Genomic DNA, 14,222 nt, shown 5'->3' on the forward strand with positions numbered 1-14,222 from the left:
CCGCGGCCACGAGCGCGGCCACGAGCGCGGCGGCGGGCGCGCCCGAGGCGGCGGCGGGGGCGCCTGAGGGGGCGATGTGGAGGTTCGGGCCCGGGCCGATGAGGCGATTCGGCACGGACGCCCAGGACAGTCCCAGGGAATTCTCCAACTGCCATGCGGCCCTGTAATACGATTGTCGTCGCCCGGGACTATAGACTTGGGCCGAGACCCAGGTATTCGAAGAATGTGAGGAGCGGGACGTCCATGGCCGAGGCTGCTGATCTGCGAGGTGGCTCGAGGGCATGAATTCGGTGCTTGTCATCATCGTAGGACTGGCGATCTCGTTCGCTCTGGCTCTCGTCGTCGTCCTCCTCGTCGCTCTGCCCGGCCTGCGTGCCGAGGGCCGACTCAAGTACTCCTCCGAGGTGCAGCGATTCCGTCTGCCCGCCCAATGGACCGGCTACGACGACGAAGTCCACGAATTCTTCGGCCACGACGACGGCACCTCGCATCTGGCCACGCGGGAACAGGCGGCGGTCACCGCGATCCGCGACCATTCCTATGTGCTGCGTCCGCAGCCTCGCCGTCACGCGGCCCCCTCGCTCATCACGGTGCGTCCGCGCACCCGCCACTGGAAGATCCCGGAGTCGGGAACCGGGTGGAAGACCACCGCCGGTCTGCTCTTCGGCAGCCGCGGATCCTGAGTGCTGACAGGTTCTGAGCGCAGACGAAACCAAGATCACAGACAAACCGGTCCCCGCGGAATCGGGGCCGAGGACAATGGAAACCGCGCCGACTGATTCCGGCGTGGGACACGACAGACAGACACCACCGGATGAGTCCGGGAACTCGAGTGCCGGCGGCCTGACCGAAGGCTCTCAAAGGAGGACGGAAGAACAATGGATCAGCCGATCATCTTGCTCGTCGTCGCGGCCATCGTCTTCATTCTCGTTGTTGCGCTGGGCATCTCCCTGCGCGTCAGCGGCACGAAGCGAGGACCGCGCGAAGAACGCAGCATCGATGCCGATGTCACCGGTGAGCTCAGTACCGATGAGGTCGCCGAGGCGGTCGCGAAGGAGAAGGCCGAGGCCCGCGGTTCGGAGGTTCCCACGGAACCGGCCAGCCGGCTCGTGCGCCTGCGCGAACGCCTCGCGAAGTCGAACTCCGGGCTCGGCCGCGGCCTGCTCAATCTCCTGTCGCGGGACAACCTCGACGAATCCGCATGGGAGGAGATCGAAGACACGCTCATCCTCGCCGACGTCGGTGTGGAGCCGACGACCGAACTCGTCGACCGGCTGCGCGAACGCGTCAAGGTCCTCGGCACGCGTGACCCCGACGAGGTGCGCGGGCTGCTCCGGGAAGAGCTCATCACCCTCGTCGACCCGACCATGGACCGCTCCCTGGCCGATCAGGGAACCGGCGGAGATCCCGCGGTCATCCTCGTCGTCGGAGTGAACGGATCGGGGAAGACCACGACCGTGGGCAAGATCGCCCGCGTGCTCGTCGCTGAGGACAGAACCGTGCTCCTCGGGGCCGCGGACACCTTCCGCGCAGCCGCCGCCGAGCAGCTGGCCACCTGGGGTGAACGCGTCGGCGTCGAAACCGTGCGCAAGGAAGAAGGGGCCGATCCCGCCTCGGTGGCCTACTCGGCCGTGGAGAAGGGGCAGGCCGACGGCACTGACGTCGTCCTCGTCGACACCGCCGGACGGCTGCAGAACAAGCGCGGCCTCATGGACGAGCTCGGCAAGGTCAAGCGTGTGGCCACCCGCCCGCTGGGCGAGGGCCACGAGATCGACGAGGTGCTCCTCGTCCTCGATGCGACCACCGGGCAGAACGGCATGCAGCAGGCGAAGGTCTTCGCCGAGGCGGTCGACGTCACCGGAATCGTGCTCACGAAACTCGACGGCACGGCGAAGGGCGGCATCGTCATAGCCGTCCAGCGTGAGCTCGGCGTGCCGGTCAAGCTCATCGGGCTGGGTGAGGGTGCAGACGATCTCGCGCCCTTCACCGCCGAAGGATTCGTCGACGCGCTGCTCGACTGATTTCGCGTACTGATCCTGCCGGGTCTCACCCTTGTATCGACGGGGTGGGGCCCGGCTTGTCACACTGCGGAAACATGACCGAAGCATCACTGTGACATGCGTCATGGAGACTGTCTCTGCGCGGTTCGATCCGGAACCGGCTTGGACAGATGAGAGACGACATGGAACTCGATGCAGTGAACGTATGGATGATGGTCGCGGCAGGGCTGGTGCTGCTCATGACACCGGGGGTGGCGTTCTTCTACGGCGGGATGACGCGAATCACCTCGGCCATCAATATGATGATGATGGTCTTCTCCGCAATGGCCGTCGGCGGGCTCGTCTGGGTGCTCTGCGGATATGGTCTGAGCTCGGGTGATTCGATCGCCGGAATCGTCGGCAATCCGCGGTCCCAGCTCGGACTCAGCGGTGCCGTGGCCGATGATCCCGCCTCGCTCATCTCGATCGGCTACGGATCGACCTTTGCGATGATCGCGATCGCGCTCATCGCCGGAGCCGTCGCCGACCGAGCGAAGTTCTCCACCTGGCTCGTCTTCTCCGCCGCCTGGGTGACTCTGGTGTACTGCCCGCTGGCGTTCATGGTCTGGGGCGACGGTCTGCTCAGCGAATCGGGTGCGATCGGCCGCCTGTTCGGACCCGCCATCGACTTCGCCGGCGGCACCGTCGTCCACATCAACGCCGGCATCTCCGCCCTCGTCCTCGTCATCGTCATGGGTCGCCGCGCCAGATTCTCGGCCCCGCACAAGCCGCACAATATTCCGATCACCGTGTTGGGAGCGGCCCTGCTGTGGTTCGGATGGTTCGGCTTCAACGGGGGCGCCGCCGCGACGATCGAACAGGGCGGTCTGATCTGGATCAACACCCTGGCCAGCCCGGCCGCCGGCATGATCACCTGGATCATGATCGAACGCCTCCGGGCTTCGCGACCGAGCAGCATCGGCAGCGTCTCCGGAGCGATCGCCGGCCTCGTCGCGATCACCCCGGCGTGCGCTGACGTCGACCCCTATGCTGCCGTGCTCATCGGCATCGCCGCAGGTGCCGGAGCGATCTTCGCCGTGGAGGCGAAGAATCGTCTGCGCTACGACGATGCGCTCGATGTGGTGGCCGTCCACCTCGTCGCGGGGGTCATCGGCACTGTGATGATCGGCTTCTTCGCCTTCCCGCACGAGGACGGGCCGGCCGGTCTCTTCTACGGAGCCGGTTTCGAACTGCTCATCGCGCAGGTGCTCGCCTGTCTCGTGGCCGTCGTCTTCGCCGGCCTCGCCACGCTTGCCATCGCACTGGTGCTGCGCGGGACGATGGGGCTGCGGATCGACCCTCGCGAGGAGCTCGAGGGGATCGATGCCTTCGAGCACGCGGAGCAGGCCTACTCCTTCCGGTGACCTGCGACCGGCGGCCGCCGCTTCCCGCCGGTCACTGCGGCCCGGTGGTCACTGCCCCGCCGCCCGTCTGCAGGTGCTCTCTCCTGCAGTCAGGCGGGCATCCATCATCGTTCACCGCAAATCACCGTGGCGCAGCGAGGGGGTTTGCTGCTTACGGTGCCTGTTGCGACTAACGGTGCCTGTTGCGAGGGAGCGGGTGGGGGAGTGCGAGGCGGGGCCGCCTCGGCGAGAGTTCACCGGGCATTGTCAGCACTCACGGTTTCAGCCGGACGCGGGTGAGTTGCTAGGCTTAAGAGTCGACCAAATCATCGTGAAGAAGGCTTGTACGTGTTTAACTCTCTGTCAGACAGGCTCACCGCGACTTTCAAGAATCTGCGCGGGAAGGGCCGGCTGTCCGAAGCCGACGTCGATGCCACCATTCGTGAGATCAGACGTGCCCTGCTCGACGCCGACGTCGCCCTGCCTGTCGTGCGTGCCTTCACCGGCCGGATCCGGGAGCGTGCGCTGTCCGAGGAAGTCTCGGGCGCACTCAATCCCGGCCAGCAGGTCGTCAAAATCGTCAACGACGAACTCGTCGGCATCCTCGGTGGTCAGACGCGCCGTCTGAACTTCGCCAAGCGTCCGCCGACGGTCATCATGCTCGCGGGCCTCCAAGGTGCCGGTAAGACCACCCTGGCCGGAAAGCTCGCGCACTGGCTGAAGTCCGAGGGCCACCGCCCGATGCTCGTCGCCGCCGACCTGCAGCGGCCCAATGCGGTCAACCAGCTCCAGATCGTCGGTGAACGTGCCGGAGCCGTCGTCTACGCTCCCGAACCGGGCAACGGTGTGGGCGATCCGATCCAGGTCGCCACCGACTCCCTCGAGGTCGCGAAGTCGAAGCTGCACGATGTCGTCATCGTCGACACGGCCGGCCGGCTCGGCATCGACGAGGAGCTCATGGCCCAGGCCGCGGACATCCGCACCGCGGTCAACCCCGACGAAGTCCTCTTCGTCATCGACGCGATGATCGGCCAGGACGCGGTGAAGACCGCCGAGGCGTTCCTCGAAGGCGTCGACTTCACCGGCGTCGTGCTCTCGAAGCTCGATGGCGACTCCCGCGGCGGTGCGGCACTGTCGGTCGCCGAGGTGACCGGCAAGCCGATCATGTTCGCCTCGACCGGTGAGTCGATGAAGGACTTCGAACAGTTCCATCCGGACCGGATGGCTGACCGGATCCTCGACATGGGCGACATCATGACGCTCATCGAGCAGGCCGAGAAGAACTTCGACGAAAAAGAGACCGAGAAGCTCAAGAAGAAGGTCGAAGCCGGCGAGGACTTCGATCTCAACGACTTCCTCACGCAGATGGCGGGCCTGAAGAAGATGGGCTCGATGAAGAAGATGCTGGGCATGATGCCCGGCATGAGCCAGTACAAGGAACAGCTGGCGAACTTCGACGAGCGTGAGGTCGACCGGGTCGAAGCGATTGTGAGATCGATGACACCCCAGGAGCGATCGAACCCGAAGATCCTCAACGGCTCCCGCCGCGCCCGCATCGCCAAGGGTGCCGGCACCACCGTCACCGCGGTCAACCAGCTCATGGAGCGTTTCGGCCAGGCGCAGAAGATGATGCGCTCGATGACCCGCGGCGGCGGGATGCCCGGAATGCCCGGTGGCGGCGGTGGCATGCCGCAGATGCCCGGAATGGGCGGAATGCCCGGTGGTCCGGGGACCCGGAAGAAGAAGGTCTCGGGGAAGAAGAAGGGCCGCAAGGGCGGTCAGTCAGGCAACCCGGCCAAGCGAGCCCAGGAAGCGAAGGCGCTGGCCGATAAGAAGGCCGGCAAGACCCAAGATCCGGTCGGTTCGGCCTTCGGCGGAGTCGATCTGGGCAAGGACGAGGAATTCGACCCCTCGAACCTGCCGAAGGGATTCGGCGGAATCGTTCCAGGTGGCAAGAAGTAGAGCCTTCTGGCACAATTGACTCTTGTACTTTTGCTCTCGGTCCGGGCCCTCTCATCCGCGCCGAAGTGATAGTCCGAGCCGCGGCTTCCAGCAGGTCAACCCCACGATCGAACTGGATCAGCTGTGCACACAGAACACAAAAGGAGACACCACTCAAGTGGCAGTCAAAATTCGTCTGACCCGCATGGGCAAAGTCCGTGCACCCTTCTACCGCGTCGTCGTCATGGATTCGCGGACGCGCCGCGACGGCAAGGCCAAAGAGCAGATCGGCATCTACCACCCGACCCGTGAGCCTTCGGTCGTCGAGATCGACTCCGAGCGCGCTCAGTACTGGCTCTCGGTGGGCGCTCAGCCCACCGAACAGGTGCGTGCCCTGCTCAAGCTCACCGGTGACTGGCAGAAGTTCACCGGCGAGGGCGAAGCGGTCAACACCGTCAAGCCGCAGCAGGAGAAGGAAGCCTACGTGGCTCCCAACGCCGAGTCGGTCGTGAAGGAAGCCATCACGCAGAAGGGCGGCAAGTCCGCTGACGCTGCTGAGGCTCCGGCCGCCGAAGCCGCACCTGAGGCCGCTGAAGAAAGCGCTGAAGCCTGAGATGTTGGCTGATTCGCTCGAGCATCTGGTCCGCGGCATCGTCGATCATCCCGACGACGTGTCCGTTCGCTCGCGTTCATCGCACCGCGGCACGACCCTCGAGGTTCGGGTTCACCCCGAAGACCTCGGTCGGGTCATCGGCCGTGCGGGCAGGACCGCCAAGGCCCTGCGCACCGTGATGAACTCTCTGGCCGGCCGTGAGTCGGTGCGAGTGGACCTCATCGAGGCGTAACACCTTCTGTGCGAGAGGGGATGCAGTGCATATGCGCTGCATCCCCTCTCGTGCATTCACCACCCCTTCGCCGACTAGACTGGTGCCTGAACACGGCCGCAGGCGCAGGATCTGCCGCGACGGATCGTCGCGCACATGCACCGACGTCAGCCGGCCGGACACTCAACGACCGCGAACTTCGAGGAGCAGAATGGACACGGTGATCGCCCGCCTGGGCAAGCCGCACGGGATCAAGGGCGAATTCACTGTCGAGGTGCGCACGGACCGTCCCGAGGAACGGCTCACCCCCGGGGCGAGCTTCGCCACCGACCCGGACATCGGCACGCTGACGCTGAAGTCGGCGAGGTGGCACCGCGACCGACTTCTCCTGGCCTTCGAGGAAGTCCCCGACCGCAACCGCGCCGAGGAGATCCGCAACACCCTCATCCTCGCAGAACAGGACGAAGAGGATGAGGACGACGACGCCTGGTACCTCGACGACCTCATCGGCCTCAACGTGTATGAGAACGACGAGCTCGTCGGAGAGATCGTCGACGTCACCAACGGCACCGCTCAGGACCTGCTGCACATGAAGCACACGCTCGGCCACGTCGTGCTCATCCCGTTCGTCACCGCGATCGTGCCCGATGTCGACATCGAGGCCGGCCGCCTCGTCGTCACCCCGCCCGCAGGCCTCTTCGACGCCGAATGAGTGAACCGTCCCCGATGAGCAGCAACGACACCCCCGCCGAAGAGGCCGCCGCCGTTGGGCAGGGGGACCGGGCCATGTCGATCGACGTCGTCTCGATCTTCCCCGAGTACCTTGCCGGACTGCAGCTCTCGCTCATCGGCAAGGCCGTCGAACGCGGGCAGCTCGGACTCAACGTCCATGACCTGCGCGACTTCACCTTCGACCGGCACAACACCGTTGACGACTCTCCCTATGGCGGGGGAGCGGGCATGGTCATGAAGGCCGAACCCTGGGCGCTGGCGCTCGAACACATCCTCGCCGGTCGCCCCGCCGGGGAGGCGAAGCCCACGCTCATCGTCCCGAGCCCCGCCGGAGAGGTGTTCGACCAGCGCATCGCCGAGGATCTCGCCTCCCGGCAGCATCTCGTGTTCGCCTGCGGTCGCTACGAAGGCATCGATCAGCGGGTCATCGACTGGGCCGGGGAGCGCTTCGAACTGAGGCCCATGAGCATCGGCGACTACGTCCTCAACGGCGGTGAAGTCGCGTCGATGGTGATGATCGAAGCGATCAGCCGACTCATCCCCGGGGTCATCGGCAACCCGGAATCCCTGACCGAGGAGAGCCACGAAGACGGTCTGCTCGAATACCCGATCTTCACGAAGCCGGCGAGCTGGCGTGGCCGGGACGTGCCGGAGATCCTGCTCAGCGGCAACCATGCGGCGATCGCGCGGTGGCGGCGTGACCGACGTCTCGAAAAGACCGCCGAGGTCAGACCCGACCTCCTCGCCCGGCTCACCGACCTGAGCAGAGAGGACCTGGCCGCGCTCGAACGGTTTGAGTCTGAGCGTGGAACCGTGACAGAATAGAGCGTCGCGTTTGTTGGCCCTCACCTGCTTCAGGGGGATGTGGGTCCACCATGATCCGCCGTCTCTGATGCGGCGGATCGACGGGGAGCAATCCCGACAGACGATCCAGTCACCGGTTCACCGGTCCGATATGCGTGTCCTCGACCTGAAGCTGGGGCCACAGGAGAAACCACAATGCAGAAGCTCGATGTTGTAGATTCAGCCTCGCTGAAGTCCGATGTGCCTGAATTCCGCGCCGGCGACACCCTCAACGTTCACGTCAAGGTGATCGAGGGCTCGCGCTCGCGTATCCAGGTGTTCAAGGGCATCGTCATCCGTCGCCAGGGCGACGGAGTCCGTGAGACCTTCACCGTTCGTAAGATCAGCTTCGGCGTCGGTGTCGAGCGTACCTTCCCGGTGCACTCGCCCAACGTCGACAAGATCGAGGTCCTCTCTCGCGGCGATGTCCGCCGTGCGAAGCTCTACTACCTGCGCGAACTGCGCGGCAAGGCTGCTCGCATCCGCGAAAAGGCCTGATTTGCCCGGCACTGTGGGAGATGATCACACCGTGCCGAACCGACATGAAGACGCGACCTTCGGGTCGCGTCTTCTGTATTCGGCCAGGTTCTGGAAGACGATCGCGGCCATCGCCGTCGTCATCGTCATCCTCGGCGGATCCGTCCGCGGATTCGTCATCCAGCGCTTCACCATTCCCAGCGCCTCGATGGAGCCGACTCTCAAGGTCGACGACTCGATCACCGTCTGGCGTCCCGACGCCCTGCGCGGCGACATCCAGCGCGGCGACATCGTCGTCTTCGACGGCCGTGGCTCCTTCGTCGACGATGCCCTGCCGACGCCTCTGCAGAAGATCGGGTCCTGGGTCGGACTCGGCCCCCGCGACGTCTACTACGTCAAACGCGTCATCGCCGTCGGCGGCGACACTCTGCAGTGCTGCGATGCCGACGGTCGGCTCCTGCTCAACGGCGAACCTCTGCGTGAAGACTATGCCCCCACCCCCGCCTCGGCGGTGGAATTCTCCGTCGAAGTGCCGGCCGACACGATGTGGGTGATGGGTGACAACCGCACCGACTCCGCGGACTCGCGGTCGCTGCTCGGCCGTCCCGGTGGGGGATTCATCCCCACCGACCGGGTCATCGGCCCGGTCATCGGCCACGGTTCCTCGATCGACTGAGCCTTCGCCGCGACCGTCGGTGCGACTCAACCGCCATGGTGGGTGAGGCGGTTCGCGACTGCGCCTCCGCCTCGGCGAGGGCAACCGTGTGCGGTTGAGGATCCGGTCAGGTTCGTGCTGGTACGCTCGGTTCAGTCCCAGCGGAAACCGTGGCCGAATGTGAAAGCGAACGAATGACCAGCGACTCTCAAGCTTCCCCGCCCCCCGCCTCGAAACGGTTCGTGCGGGGGCTGTTGGAGACCGTGGCGATCATCGTCATCGCCCTGCTCATCTCGACGGCGCTGAAGACCTGGGTCGTCCGCTCGTTCTACATTCCCTCGGAATCCATGATGACCACCCTGCAGGTCGATGACCGGGTGCTGGTCAACCAGCTCGCCCCACGGTTCGGGCCGGCCAACCGCGGCGACATCGTCGTCTTCGACGACCCCGCGCACTGGCTCTCGGCAGCCGAGACCACCCAATACACCCCCAACCCGGTCCTCGAATTCATCGGCCTGGCCCCCTCGGATGCGGGAAACCAGCTCATCAAACGCGTGATCGGGGTCGGCGGCGACACCATCGAATGCTGCGATGGGCAGGGGCGCCTCATGGTCAACGGCGAATCGATCGACGAGACCTACCTCGATGAAGGCACCGCACCGTCCGAGGTCGAGTTCAAGGTCACCGTCCCCAAAGGCCACTACTGGGTGATGGGCGACAACCGCGGCAACTCCGCCGATTCCCGTTATCACATGGACAGCGAACCCTTCGTCTCCGAAGACGACATGGTCGGGACCGTGTTCCTCATCAATTGGCCGTTCAATCACTTCAGCTGGGTGTCGAACCCCGAAGACGTTTTCGCCGACGTCCCCGATTCGCAGGGAATCACCGGGAACTGATGACCATGCGCGGACTGACCGACCTCAGTGTCGAGAACGGACTGTTGAGAGAGGGCTTCGACTTCGTCATCGGTGTCGACGAGGTCGGACGCGGCGCCCTGGCCGGCCCCGTCAGTGTCGGTGTCGCCCTGTTCGATCTGCGGAAGATCACCGGCGCCGAGGTGCCCGCGGGCATCCATGATTCCAAGCAGCTCAGCGCCCGGTCTCGGCAGGACGCCACCGACCGTGTGCGTTCGTGGGCGACTGCCGCGGCGGTGGGTTCGACGAGCCCCGCCGAACTCGACGAGATCGGCATGACCATGGCGCTCAACCTCGCCGGACGGCGGGCGATGATCGAGATGCTCGACGCTTGGGGTGGTGCCGGTGTTGGTTCGGTCGCCTCGGCGGGGGACTGCCCGGAGCGGACGATGGTTCTCCTCGACGGCCGCCACGATTGGCTCTCGGCCCCACTTACCCTCGACTGCCTGGGGATATTCGGGCACTGCGCCGAATTCGAACTGCCGCCGGTTCGCACCGTGATCAAGGGCGACGGCTCCGTGCCGGCGATCGCGGCGGCGAGCATCGTCGCGAAAGTGACTCGCGACGAGACGATGATCGCACTCGCCGAGGATCTGCCGCACTATGGTTGGGAGTCGAACGTGGGATACGGCACGGCGAAGCACCGGCAGGGCATCGTCGACTTCGGTCCCAGCATCCACCACCGTCAGAGCTTCCGCTTGCACGCGGTATCAGAAGGGAGGGGTCATCATGAGCGCCGATGATCTGGACGACTACGAGGCTCAACTCGAGCTCCAGCTGTACAAGGAATACCGAGATGTCGTCGGTCTCTTCGCCTATGTCGTCGAGACCGAACGACGCTTCTACCTCGCCAATCACGTCGACCTCAAAGCCCACAACGATGCCGGGGACGTGTACTTCGAACTCACCCTGCGCGATGCGTGGGTGTGGGACAGCTACCGTTCCTCCCGGTTCATCAAGACCGTGCACGTGCTGACCTTCAAAGACGTGAACATCGAGGAGATCGCGAAATCCGATCTCGAACCGCCGACGTCGATCCGGGGCTGAGTTCGGGAAGCGAGTCCGGGCGGGCACTCGCGCACCAGCATCTGTGGATCATGCTCTGACTCCGGCGTGATTCGGCTGTGGACGGCCGTGCGGCTTCCACAGGCTCATTTCTCCCTCTTCTCGCCGCTCTCGTTGCCGTGGTCAGCTGGCCGACATGGCACAGACACGGGCAACTCGGCGAAAACGCACTGCGAAGGGCATGCGCAAGCAGGCTCTGGGCGACAGAGGAGAGGACCTCGCGGCGGCCTACCTCGAGCACGCCGGGCTCGTCATCGTCGAACGCAACTTCCGTTGTCCGCGCGGTGAACTCGACATCATCGCCCGAGACGGTGACACCGCCGTCTTCGTCGAGGTCAAGACCCGTCGCACCGCTGCCCTCGGATCACCGCTCGAAGCCGTCACGCGAGCCAAACTCACCCGCATCCGCATGCTCGCCGGAATCTGGCTGCGGGGGCAGAGCGAATACTTCCCCGCAGTCCGCATCGACGCGCTCGGCATCATCATCGAGCCGAGCATCCAGTATTTCCACTGCCCGAACATCCAGGTCGACTCATGACCGAGGCACCGGAAATGCGGGAACCCGGCACCGCTGAGCCGAAGGGCCACATCATCGGCCGCGCCTGCGCCGTGGCTCTGTGGGGACTGAGCGGAAAGATCGTGTCGATCGAAGCCAGCATCAGCGCCGGTCTGCCCGGAATCGACATCGTCGGACTGCCGGACACCTCGGTGAGCGAGTCACGCAAACGACTGCGTGCGGCCCTCGCCTTCCTCGGTGCCCCTGTGGCGACACAGCACCTGACGATCAACCTCACCCCGGGCACGGTGCCGAAGATCGGCACCGGCTTCGACCTCGGCATCGCCGTCGCCGTGCTCAAGGCCCTGGACCTCATCTCGAGCGAGGACACCGGGTCGATCATCCACTGCGGCGAGATCGGACTCGACGGCAGGATCCGACCCGTGACGGGAATTCTGCCCGCCCTGCACACCGGGATGCAGGCAGGCTTCGACCGGTTCGTCGTCCCCATCGGCAATGCCTCGGAAGCCTCTTTGCTCGGACGAGCCCGCACCCTCCCCGTCGCCTCCCTGGCCGAACTCGTCAACGCCTACGGCGGATCCATGGCCGTACCTCCTCTGCCCGCGGTGATCGACATGGACCGTCCCGTCCCCGTCACACCGGAACTCCACGACCTCGCCGAGGTGCAGGGCCAAGCCGAAGGGCGATTCGGACTCGAAGTCGCCGCCGCCGGAGGACACAACCTGCTCATGCGCGGCACACCCGGAGCCGGCAAGACACTGCTCGCCCAGTGCCTGCCCGGGATTCTGCCGGCTCTCAACGATGACGAAGCCGTCGAAGTCGCCACCGTACGGTCCCTGCGGGGAGAACTCGACGGCAGCGAGGGACTCGACCACCGACCCCCGTTCGAAGCACCCCACCACCGCAGCACCGCCTCGGCGCTCATCGGGGGACGTCGCCCCGGAACGGTCGGGATCCTCAGCCGCGCACACCGCGGGGTGCTGTTCATCGACGAAGCTCCGGAATTCTCCCGCGATGTGCTCGAAGCGCTGCGGCAGCCGATGGAATCCCGCCGCGTCCACATCCACCGGGCCTGGGGTTCCATGGTGCTGCCGGCGGCCTTCCAACTCATCATGGCCGCGAACCCGTGCCCCTGCGGAGTCGGAATGGCCGGGGCCGGAGCGGACTGCCGGTGCACCCCCTTGGACAAACGCCGCTATCGCAATCGCCTGTCCGGGCCGCTGCTCGACCGAGTCGACCTGCAGCTCGAACTCTTCCCCGTCTCTCCTGCAGACATCCGCCTCGGCGGGGGACAGGAGACCAGCGCCGTCGTGGCCGCACGTGTGCTCGAAGCCCGGAGGCGACAGACCGAACGCTTCGCCGACTGTTCCTGGCACCTCAATGCCGAAGCGCCCGGCACCTGGCTGCGCGACCACTTCGGTCTCAGCCCTGCGGCATTGACCGACCTCGACCGGGCACTCGACACGGGACGGATCACGATGCGCGGCTACGACCGGGTGCTGCGGGTCGCGACCACCCTGGCCGACCTCGACGGAAAACCGGGACCCGACCACGACGCGATGCGGATGGCGCTCGCCCTGAGGACGCAGGAGTCATGACCGTGAACACGAACGAGGAGGTCCGCGCGGCCATCGCCTCCCTGCTGCGCATCGGCGAACCCGGCGACGGTCTGCTCAAACGCCTCGTCGACGACATCGGACCGGTCGCCGCGCACACGATCGTCACCGTCGTCGGCCGAGGTGAGGCCACCGCGGATGAGGCGATGGCGGGGCTGAACTCCACCGGCGCCGAGGCGGCCACGCACGGGCAGATGCGCGAAGCCATCGAGAGGTGGGCAGTCCGCGCAGGCGACGAGGACGTTGCTGTCGCCGGGCGCGATCTCGACAAGATCGCACGACTCGGCGGTCGGCTCGTCATCCCCGGCGACGAAGAATGGCCGAGCATGCTCGACGACCTCGGTCCGGCCGCACCGTTGGGGCTGTGGGTGAGAGGCACTGTGAGCCTCACGCGCGCCCTCTCCCGCGCGGTCGCCGTCGTCGGAGCCCGGGCCGCGAGCAACTACGGCACCAAATGCGCCTCCGACCTCGCCTGGGATCTCGCCGCTCACGGGATCACCGTCGTCTCCGGTGGAGCGTTCGGCATCGACGCCGCCGCGCACCGGGCCGCCATCGCCCGCGAGGCACCGACGATCGCGTTCATGGCCGGGGGAGTCGACCGCTTCTATCCGGCCGCAAACGCCGATCTGTTCGAGCAGATCCTGGCCACCGGCGCGATCGTGTCCGAGACCGCTCCGGGGATGACCCCGATGCGCCACCGGTTCCTTCTGCGCAACCGACTCATCGCCGCCTCCGCACAGGTGAGCGTCATCGTCGAGGCCGGATGGCGAAGCGGAGCGCTCAACACGGCCCGTCATGCCCTCGAACTCTCCCGGCAGGTCGCTGCGTTCCCCGGATCGGTCTATTCGGCGTCATCGACCGGGGCCCACCGGCTCGTGCGTGAGCATGAGGCAGAACTCGTCACCTGCAGCGACGACGTCATCGCACTCATGGACGATCACGCTCCGGCGCTCTTCGACACCGACAGCGGTGCCTCTCAACGACCCGATCCGCTTGAGGACCTCGGGGAGAGGGAGAAGATCTGCCTCAATGCGCTGACCGTGTCGAAACCACTCGACGTCGGCACGATCGCCTCCCGGGCGGGACTGACCATCACAGGTGCGCTCAGCTCCCTGACCGTGCTCGACCTCGCCGGATTGGCCGAACGCCGCGACACCGGGTGGGTGAAGCTGCGCGTGCGGCGCTGATTCCTCGTGGGTGATTCCCCATAACCGTGCCGCGAGGCTTCACCGGCGTCTTCTCCATCGGTGAGT

The 14,222-nt window shown here is 65.9% G+C and carries 16 protein-coding genes; all 16 read left to right on the forward strand.

What is annotated here, in order from left to right:
* The first annotated feature begins 281 nt into the window (after nt 1–281).
* The 16 genes from ACQE2J_RS07445 (at nt 282) to dprA (ending at nt 14,156) form a co-directional block, all read left to right on the forward strand.
* Nucleotides 282–683 carry a hypothetical protein gene (locus ACQE2J_RS07445; RefSeq protein WP_135539461.1) on the forward strand — a complete coding sequence of 134 codons (402 nt, stop codon included), beginning with the start codon at nt 282–284 and terminating at the stop codon, nt 681–683.
* 195 nt (nt 684–878) lie between these two features.
* Nucleotides 879–2,021, forward strand: coding sequence for a signal recognition particle-docking protein FtsY (ftsY, locus tag ACQE2J_RS07450; protein ID WP_135539459.1), 1,143 nt, complete (start codon nt 879–881; stop codon nt 2,019–2,021).
* A gap of 161 nt (nt 2,022–2,182) precedes the next feature.
* Entirely contained in the window at nt 2,183–3,403 is a 1,221-nt protein-coding gene (locus ACQE2J_RS07455) for an ammonium transporter (RefSeq protein ID WP_425118809.1), read from the forward strand.
* Between the two features lie 327 nt (nt 3,404–3,730).
* Nucleotides 3,731–5,344: a signal recognition particle protein gene (gene ffh / locus ACQE2J_RS07460; RefSeq protein WP_425118808.1), complete on the forward strand. Its 1,614-nt coding sequence runs from the start codon at nt 3,731–3,733 to the stop codon at nt 5,342–5,344.
* A gap of 157 nt (nt 5,345–5,501) precedes the next feature.
* Nucleotides 5,502–5,936: a 30S ribosomal protein S16 gene (rpsP, locus tag ACQE2J_RS07465; RefSeq protein WP_135539453.1), complete on the forward strand. Its 435-nt coding sequence runs from the start codon at nt 5,502–5,504 to the stop codon at nt 5,934–5,936.
* A gap of 1 nt (nt 5,937) precedes the next feature.
* Complete coding sequence (locus ACQE2J_RS07470) at nt 5,938–6,168, forward strand: RNA-binding protein (RefSeq protein WP_135539452.1); 231 nt, start codon at nt 5,938–5,940, stop codon at nt 6,166–6,168.
* Between the two features lie 190 nt (nt 6,169–6,358).
* Nucleotides 6,359–6,859, forward strand: a complete 501-nt coding sequence (rimM, locus tag ACQE2J_RS07475; RefSeq protein ID WP_425118807.1) for a ribosome maturation factor RimM — start codon at nt 6,359–6,361, stop codon at nt 6,857–6,859.
* Nucleotides 6,860–6,933: 74 nt separating this feature from the next.
* Nucleotides 6,934–7,704 carry a tRNA (guanosine(37)-N1)-methyltransferase TrmD gene (trmD, locus tag ACQE2J_RS07480; RefSeq protein ID WP_425118892.1) on the forward strand — a complete coding sequence of 257 codons (771 nt, stop codon included), beginning with the start codon at nt 6,934–6,936 and terminating at the stop codon, nt 7,702–7,704.
* A 174-nt stretch (nt 7,705–7,878) separates the two neighbouring features.
* On the forward strand, nt 7,879–8,220 hold the full coding sequence (gene rplS, locus ACQE2J_RS07485) for a 50S ribosomal protein L19 (RefSeq protein WP_135539448.1): 342 nt from the start codon (nt 7,879–7,881) through the stop codon (nt 8,218–8,220).
* Between the two features lie 31 nt (nt 8,221–8,251).
* On the forward strand, nt 8,252–8,875 hold the full coding sequence (gene lepB, locus ACQE2J_RS07490) for a signal peptidase I (protein WP_425118806.1): 624 nt from the start codon (nt 8,252–8,254) through the stop codon (nt 8,873–8,875).
* Nucleotides 8,876–9,096: 221 nt separating this feature from the next.
* Nucleotides 9,097–9,753 (forward strand): signal peptidase I, encoded by a 657-nt coding sequence (gene lepB / locus ACQE2J_RS07495; RefSeq protein WP_426937385.1) that lies wholly within the window; start codon nt 9,097–9,099, stop codon nt 9,751–9,753.
* A complete protein-coding gene (locus ACQE2J_RS07500) occupies nt 9,753–10,514 on the forward strand; it encodes a ribonuclease HII (RefSeq protein ID WP_135539442.1) in 762 nt (253 codons plus the stop codon). The genes lepB (ACQE2J_RS07495) and ACQE2J_RS07500 overlap by 1 nt, the downstream gene beginning before the upstream one ends.
* Nucleotides 10,501–10,818, forward strand: a complete 318-nt coding sequence (locus ACQE2J_RS07505; RefSeq protein WP_135539440.1) for a DUF2469 domain-containing protein — start codon at nt 10,501–10,503, stop codon at nt 10,816–10,818. Before ACQE2J_RS07500 ends, ACQE2J_RS07505 begins: the two co-directional genes overlap by 14 nt.
* Before the next feature lie 154 nt (nt 10,819–10,972).
* Nucleotides 10,973–11,374, forward strand: coding sequence for a YraN family protein (locus ACQE2J_RS07510; RefSeq protein ID WP_240689752.1), 402 nt, complete (start codon nt 10,973–10,975; stop codon nt 11,372–11,374).
* Nucleotides 11,371–12,951, forward strand: coding sequence for a YifB family Mg chelatase-like AAA ATPase (locus ACQE2J_RS07515; RefSeq protein ID WP_240689750.1), 1,581 nt, complete (start codon nt 11,371–11,373; stop codon nt 12,949–12,951). Before ACQE2J_RS07510 ends, ACQE2J_RS07515 begins: the two co-directional genes overlap by 4 nt.
* On the forward strand, nt 12,948–14,156 hold the full coding sequence (dprA, locus tag ACQE2J_RS07520; RefSeq protein WP_135539438.1) for a DNA-processing protein DprA: 1,209 nt from the start codon (nt 12,948–12,950) through the stop codon (nt 14,154–14,156). The genes ACQE2J_RS07515 and dprA overlap by 4 nt, the downstream gene beginning before the upstream one ends.
* The last annotated feature ends 66 nt before the right edge of the window (nt 14,157–14,222 follow it).

Origin of the sequence: Brevibacterium sp. LE-L, assembly GCF_050214925.1 — a bacterium.
Lineage (GTDB): Bacteria > Actinomycetota > Actinomycetes > Actinomycetales > Brevibacteriaceae > Brevibacterium.

Excerpts from the sequence above, each read along its gene's own strand:
- ACQE2J_RS07445 (WP_135539461.1), top strand. The coding sequence starts at position 282 with ATGAATTCGGTGCTTGTCATCATCGTAGGACTGGCGATCTCGTTCGCT.
- ftsY (WP_135539459.1), top strand. The coding sequence starts at position 879 with ATGGATCAGCCGATCATCTTGCTCGTCGTCGCGGCCATCGTCTTCATT.
- ACQE2J_RS07455 (WP_425118809.1), top strand. The coding sequence starts at position 2,183 with ATGGAACTCGATGCAGTGAACGTATGGATGATGGTCGCGGCAGGGCTG.
- ACQE2J_RS07470 (WP_135539452.1), top strand. The coding sequence starts at position 5,938 with ATGTTGGCTGATTCGCTCGAGCATCTGGTCCGCGGCATCGTCGATCAT.
- rimM (WP_425118807.1), top strand. The coding sequence starts at position 6,359 with ATGGACACGGTGATCGCCCGCCTGGGCAAGCCGCACGGGATCAAGGGC.
- trmD (WP_425118892.1), top strand. The coding sequence starts at position 6,934 with ATGTCGATCGACGTCGTCTCGATCTTCCCCGAGTACCTTGCCGGACTG.
- rplS (WP_135539448.1), top strand. The coding sequence starts at position 7,879 with ATGCAGAAGCTCGATGTTGTAGATTCAGCCTCGCTGAAGTCCGATGTG.
- ACQE2J_RS07500 (WP_135539442.1), top strand. The coding sequence starts at position 9,753 with ATGACCATGCGCGGACTGACCGACCTCAGTGTCGAGAACGGACTGTTG.
- ACQE2J_RS07505 (WP_135539440.1), top strand. The coding sequence starts at position 10,501 with ATGAGCGCCGATGATCTGGACGACTACGAGGCTCAACTCGAGCTCCAG.
- ACQE2J_RS07510 (WP_240689752.1), top strand. The coding sequence starts at position 10,973 with ATGGCACAGACACGGGCAACTCGGCGAAAACGCACTGCGAAGGGCATG.
- ACQE2J_RS07515 (WP_240689750.1), top strand. The coding sequence starts at position 11,371 with ATGACCGAGGCACCGGAAATGCGGGAACCCGGCACCGCTGAGCCGAAG.
- dprA (WP_135539438.1), top strand. The coding sequence starts at position 12,948 with ATGACCGTGAACACGAACGAGGAGGTCCGCGCGGCCATCGCCTCCCTG.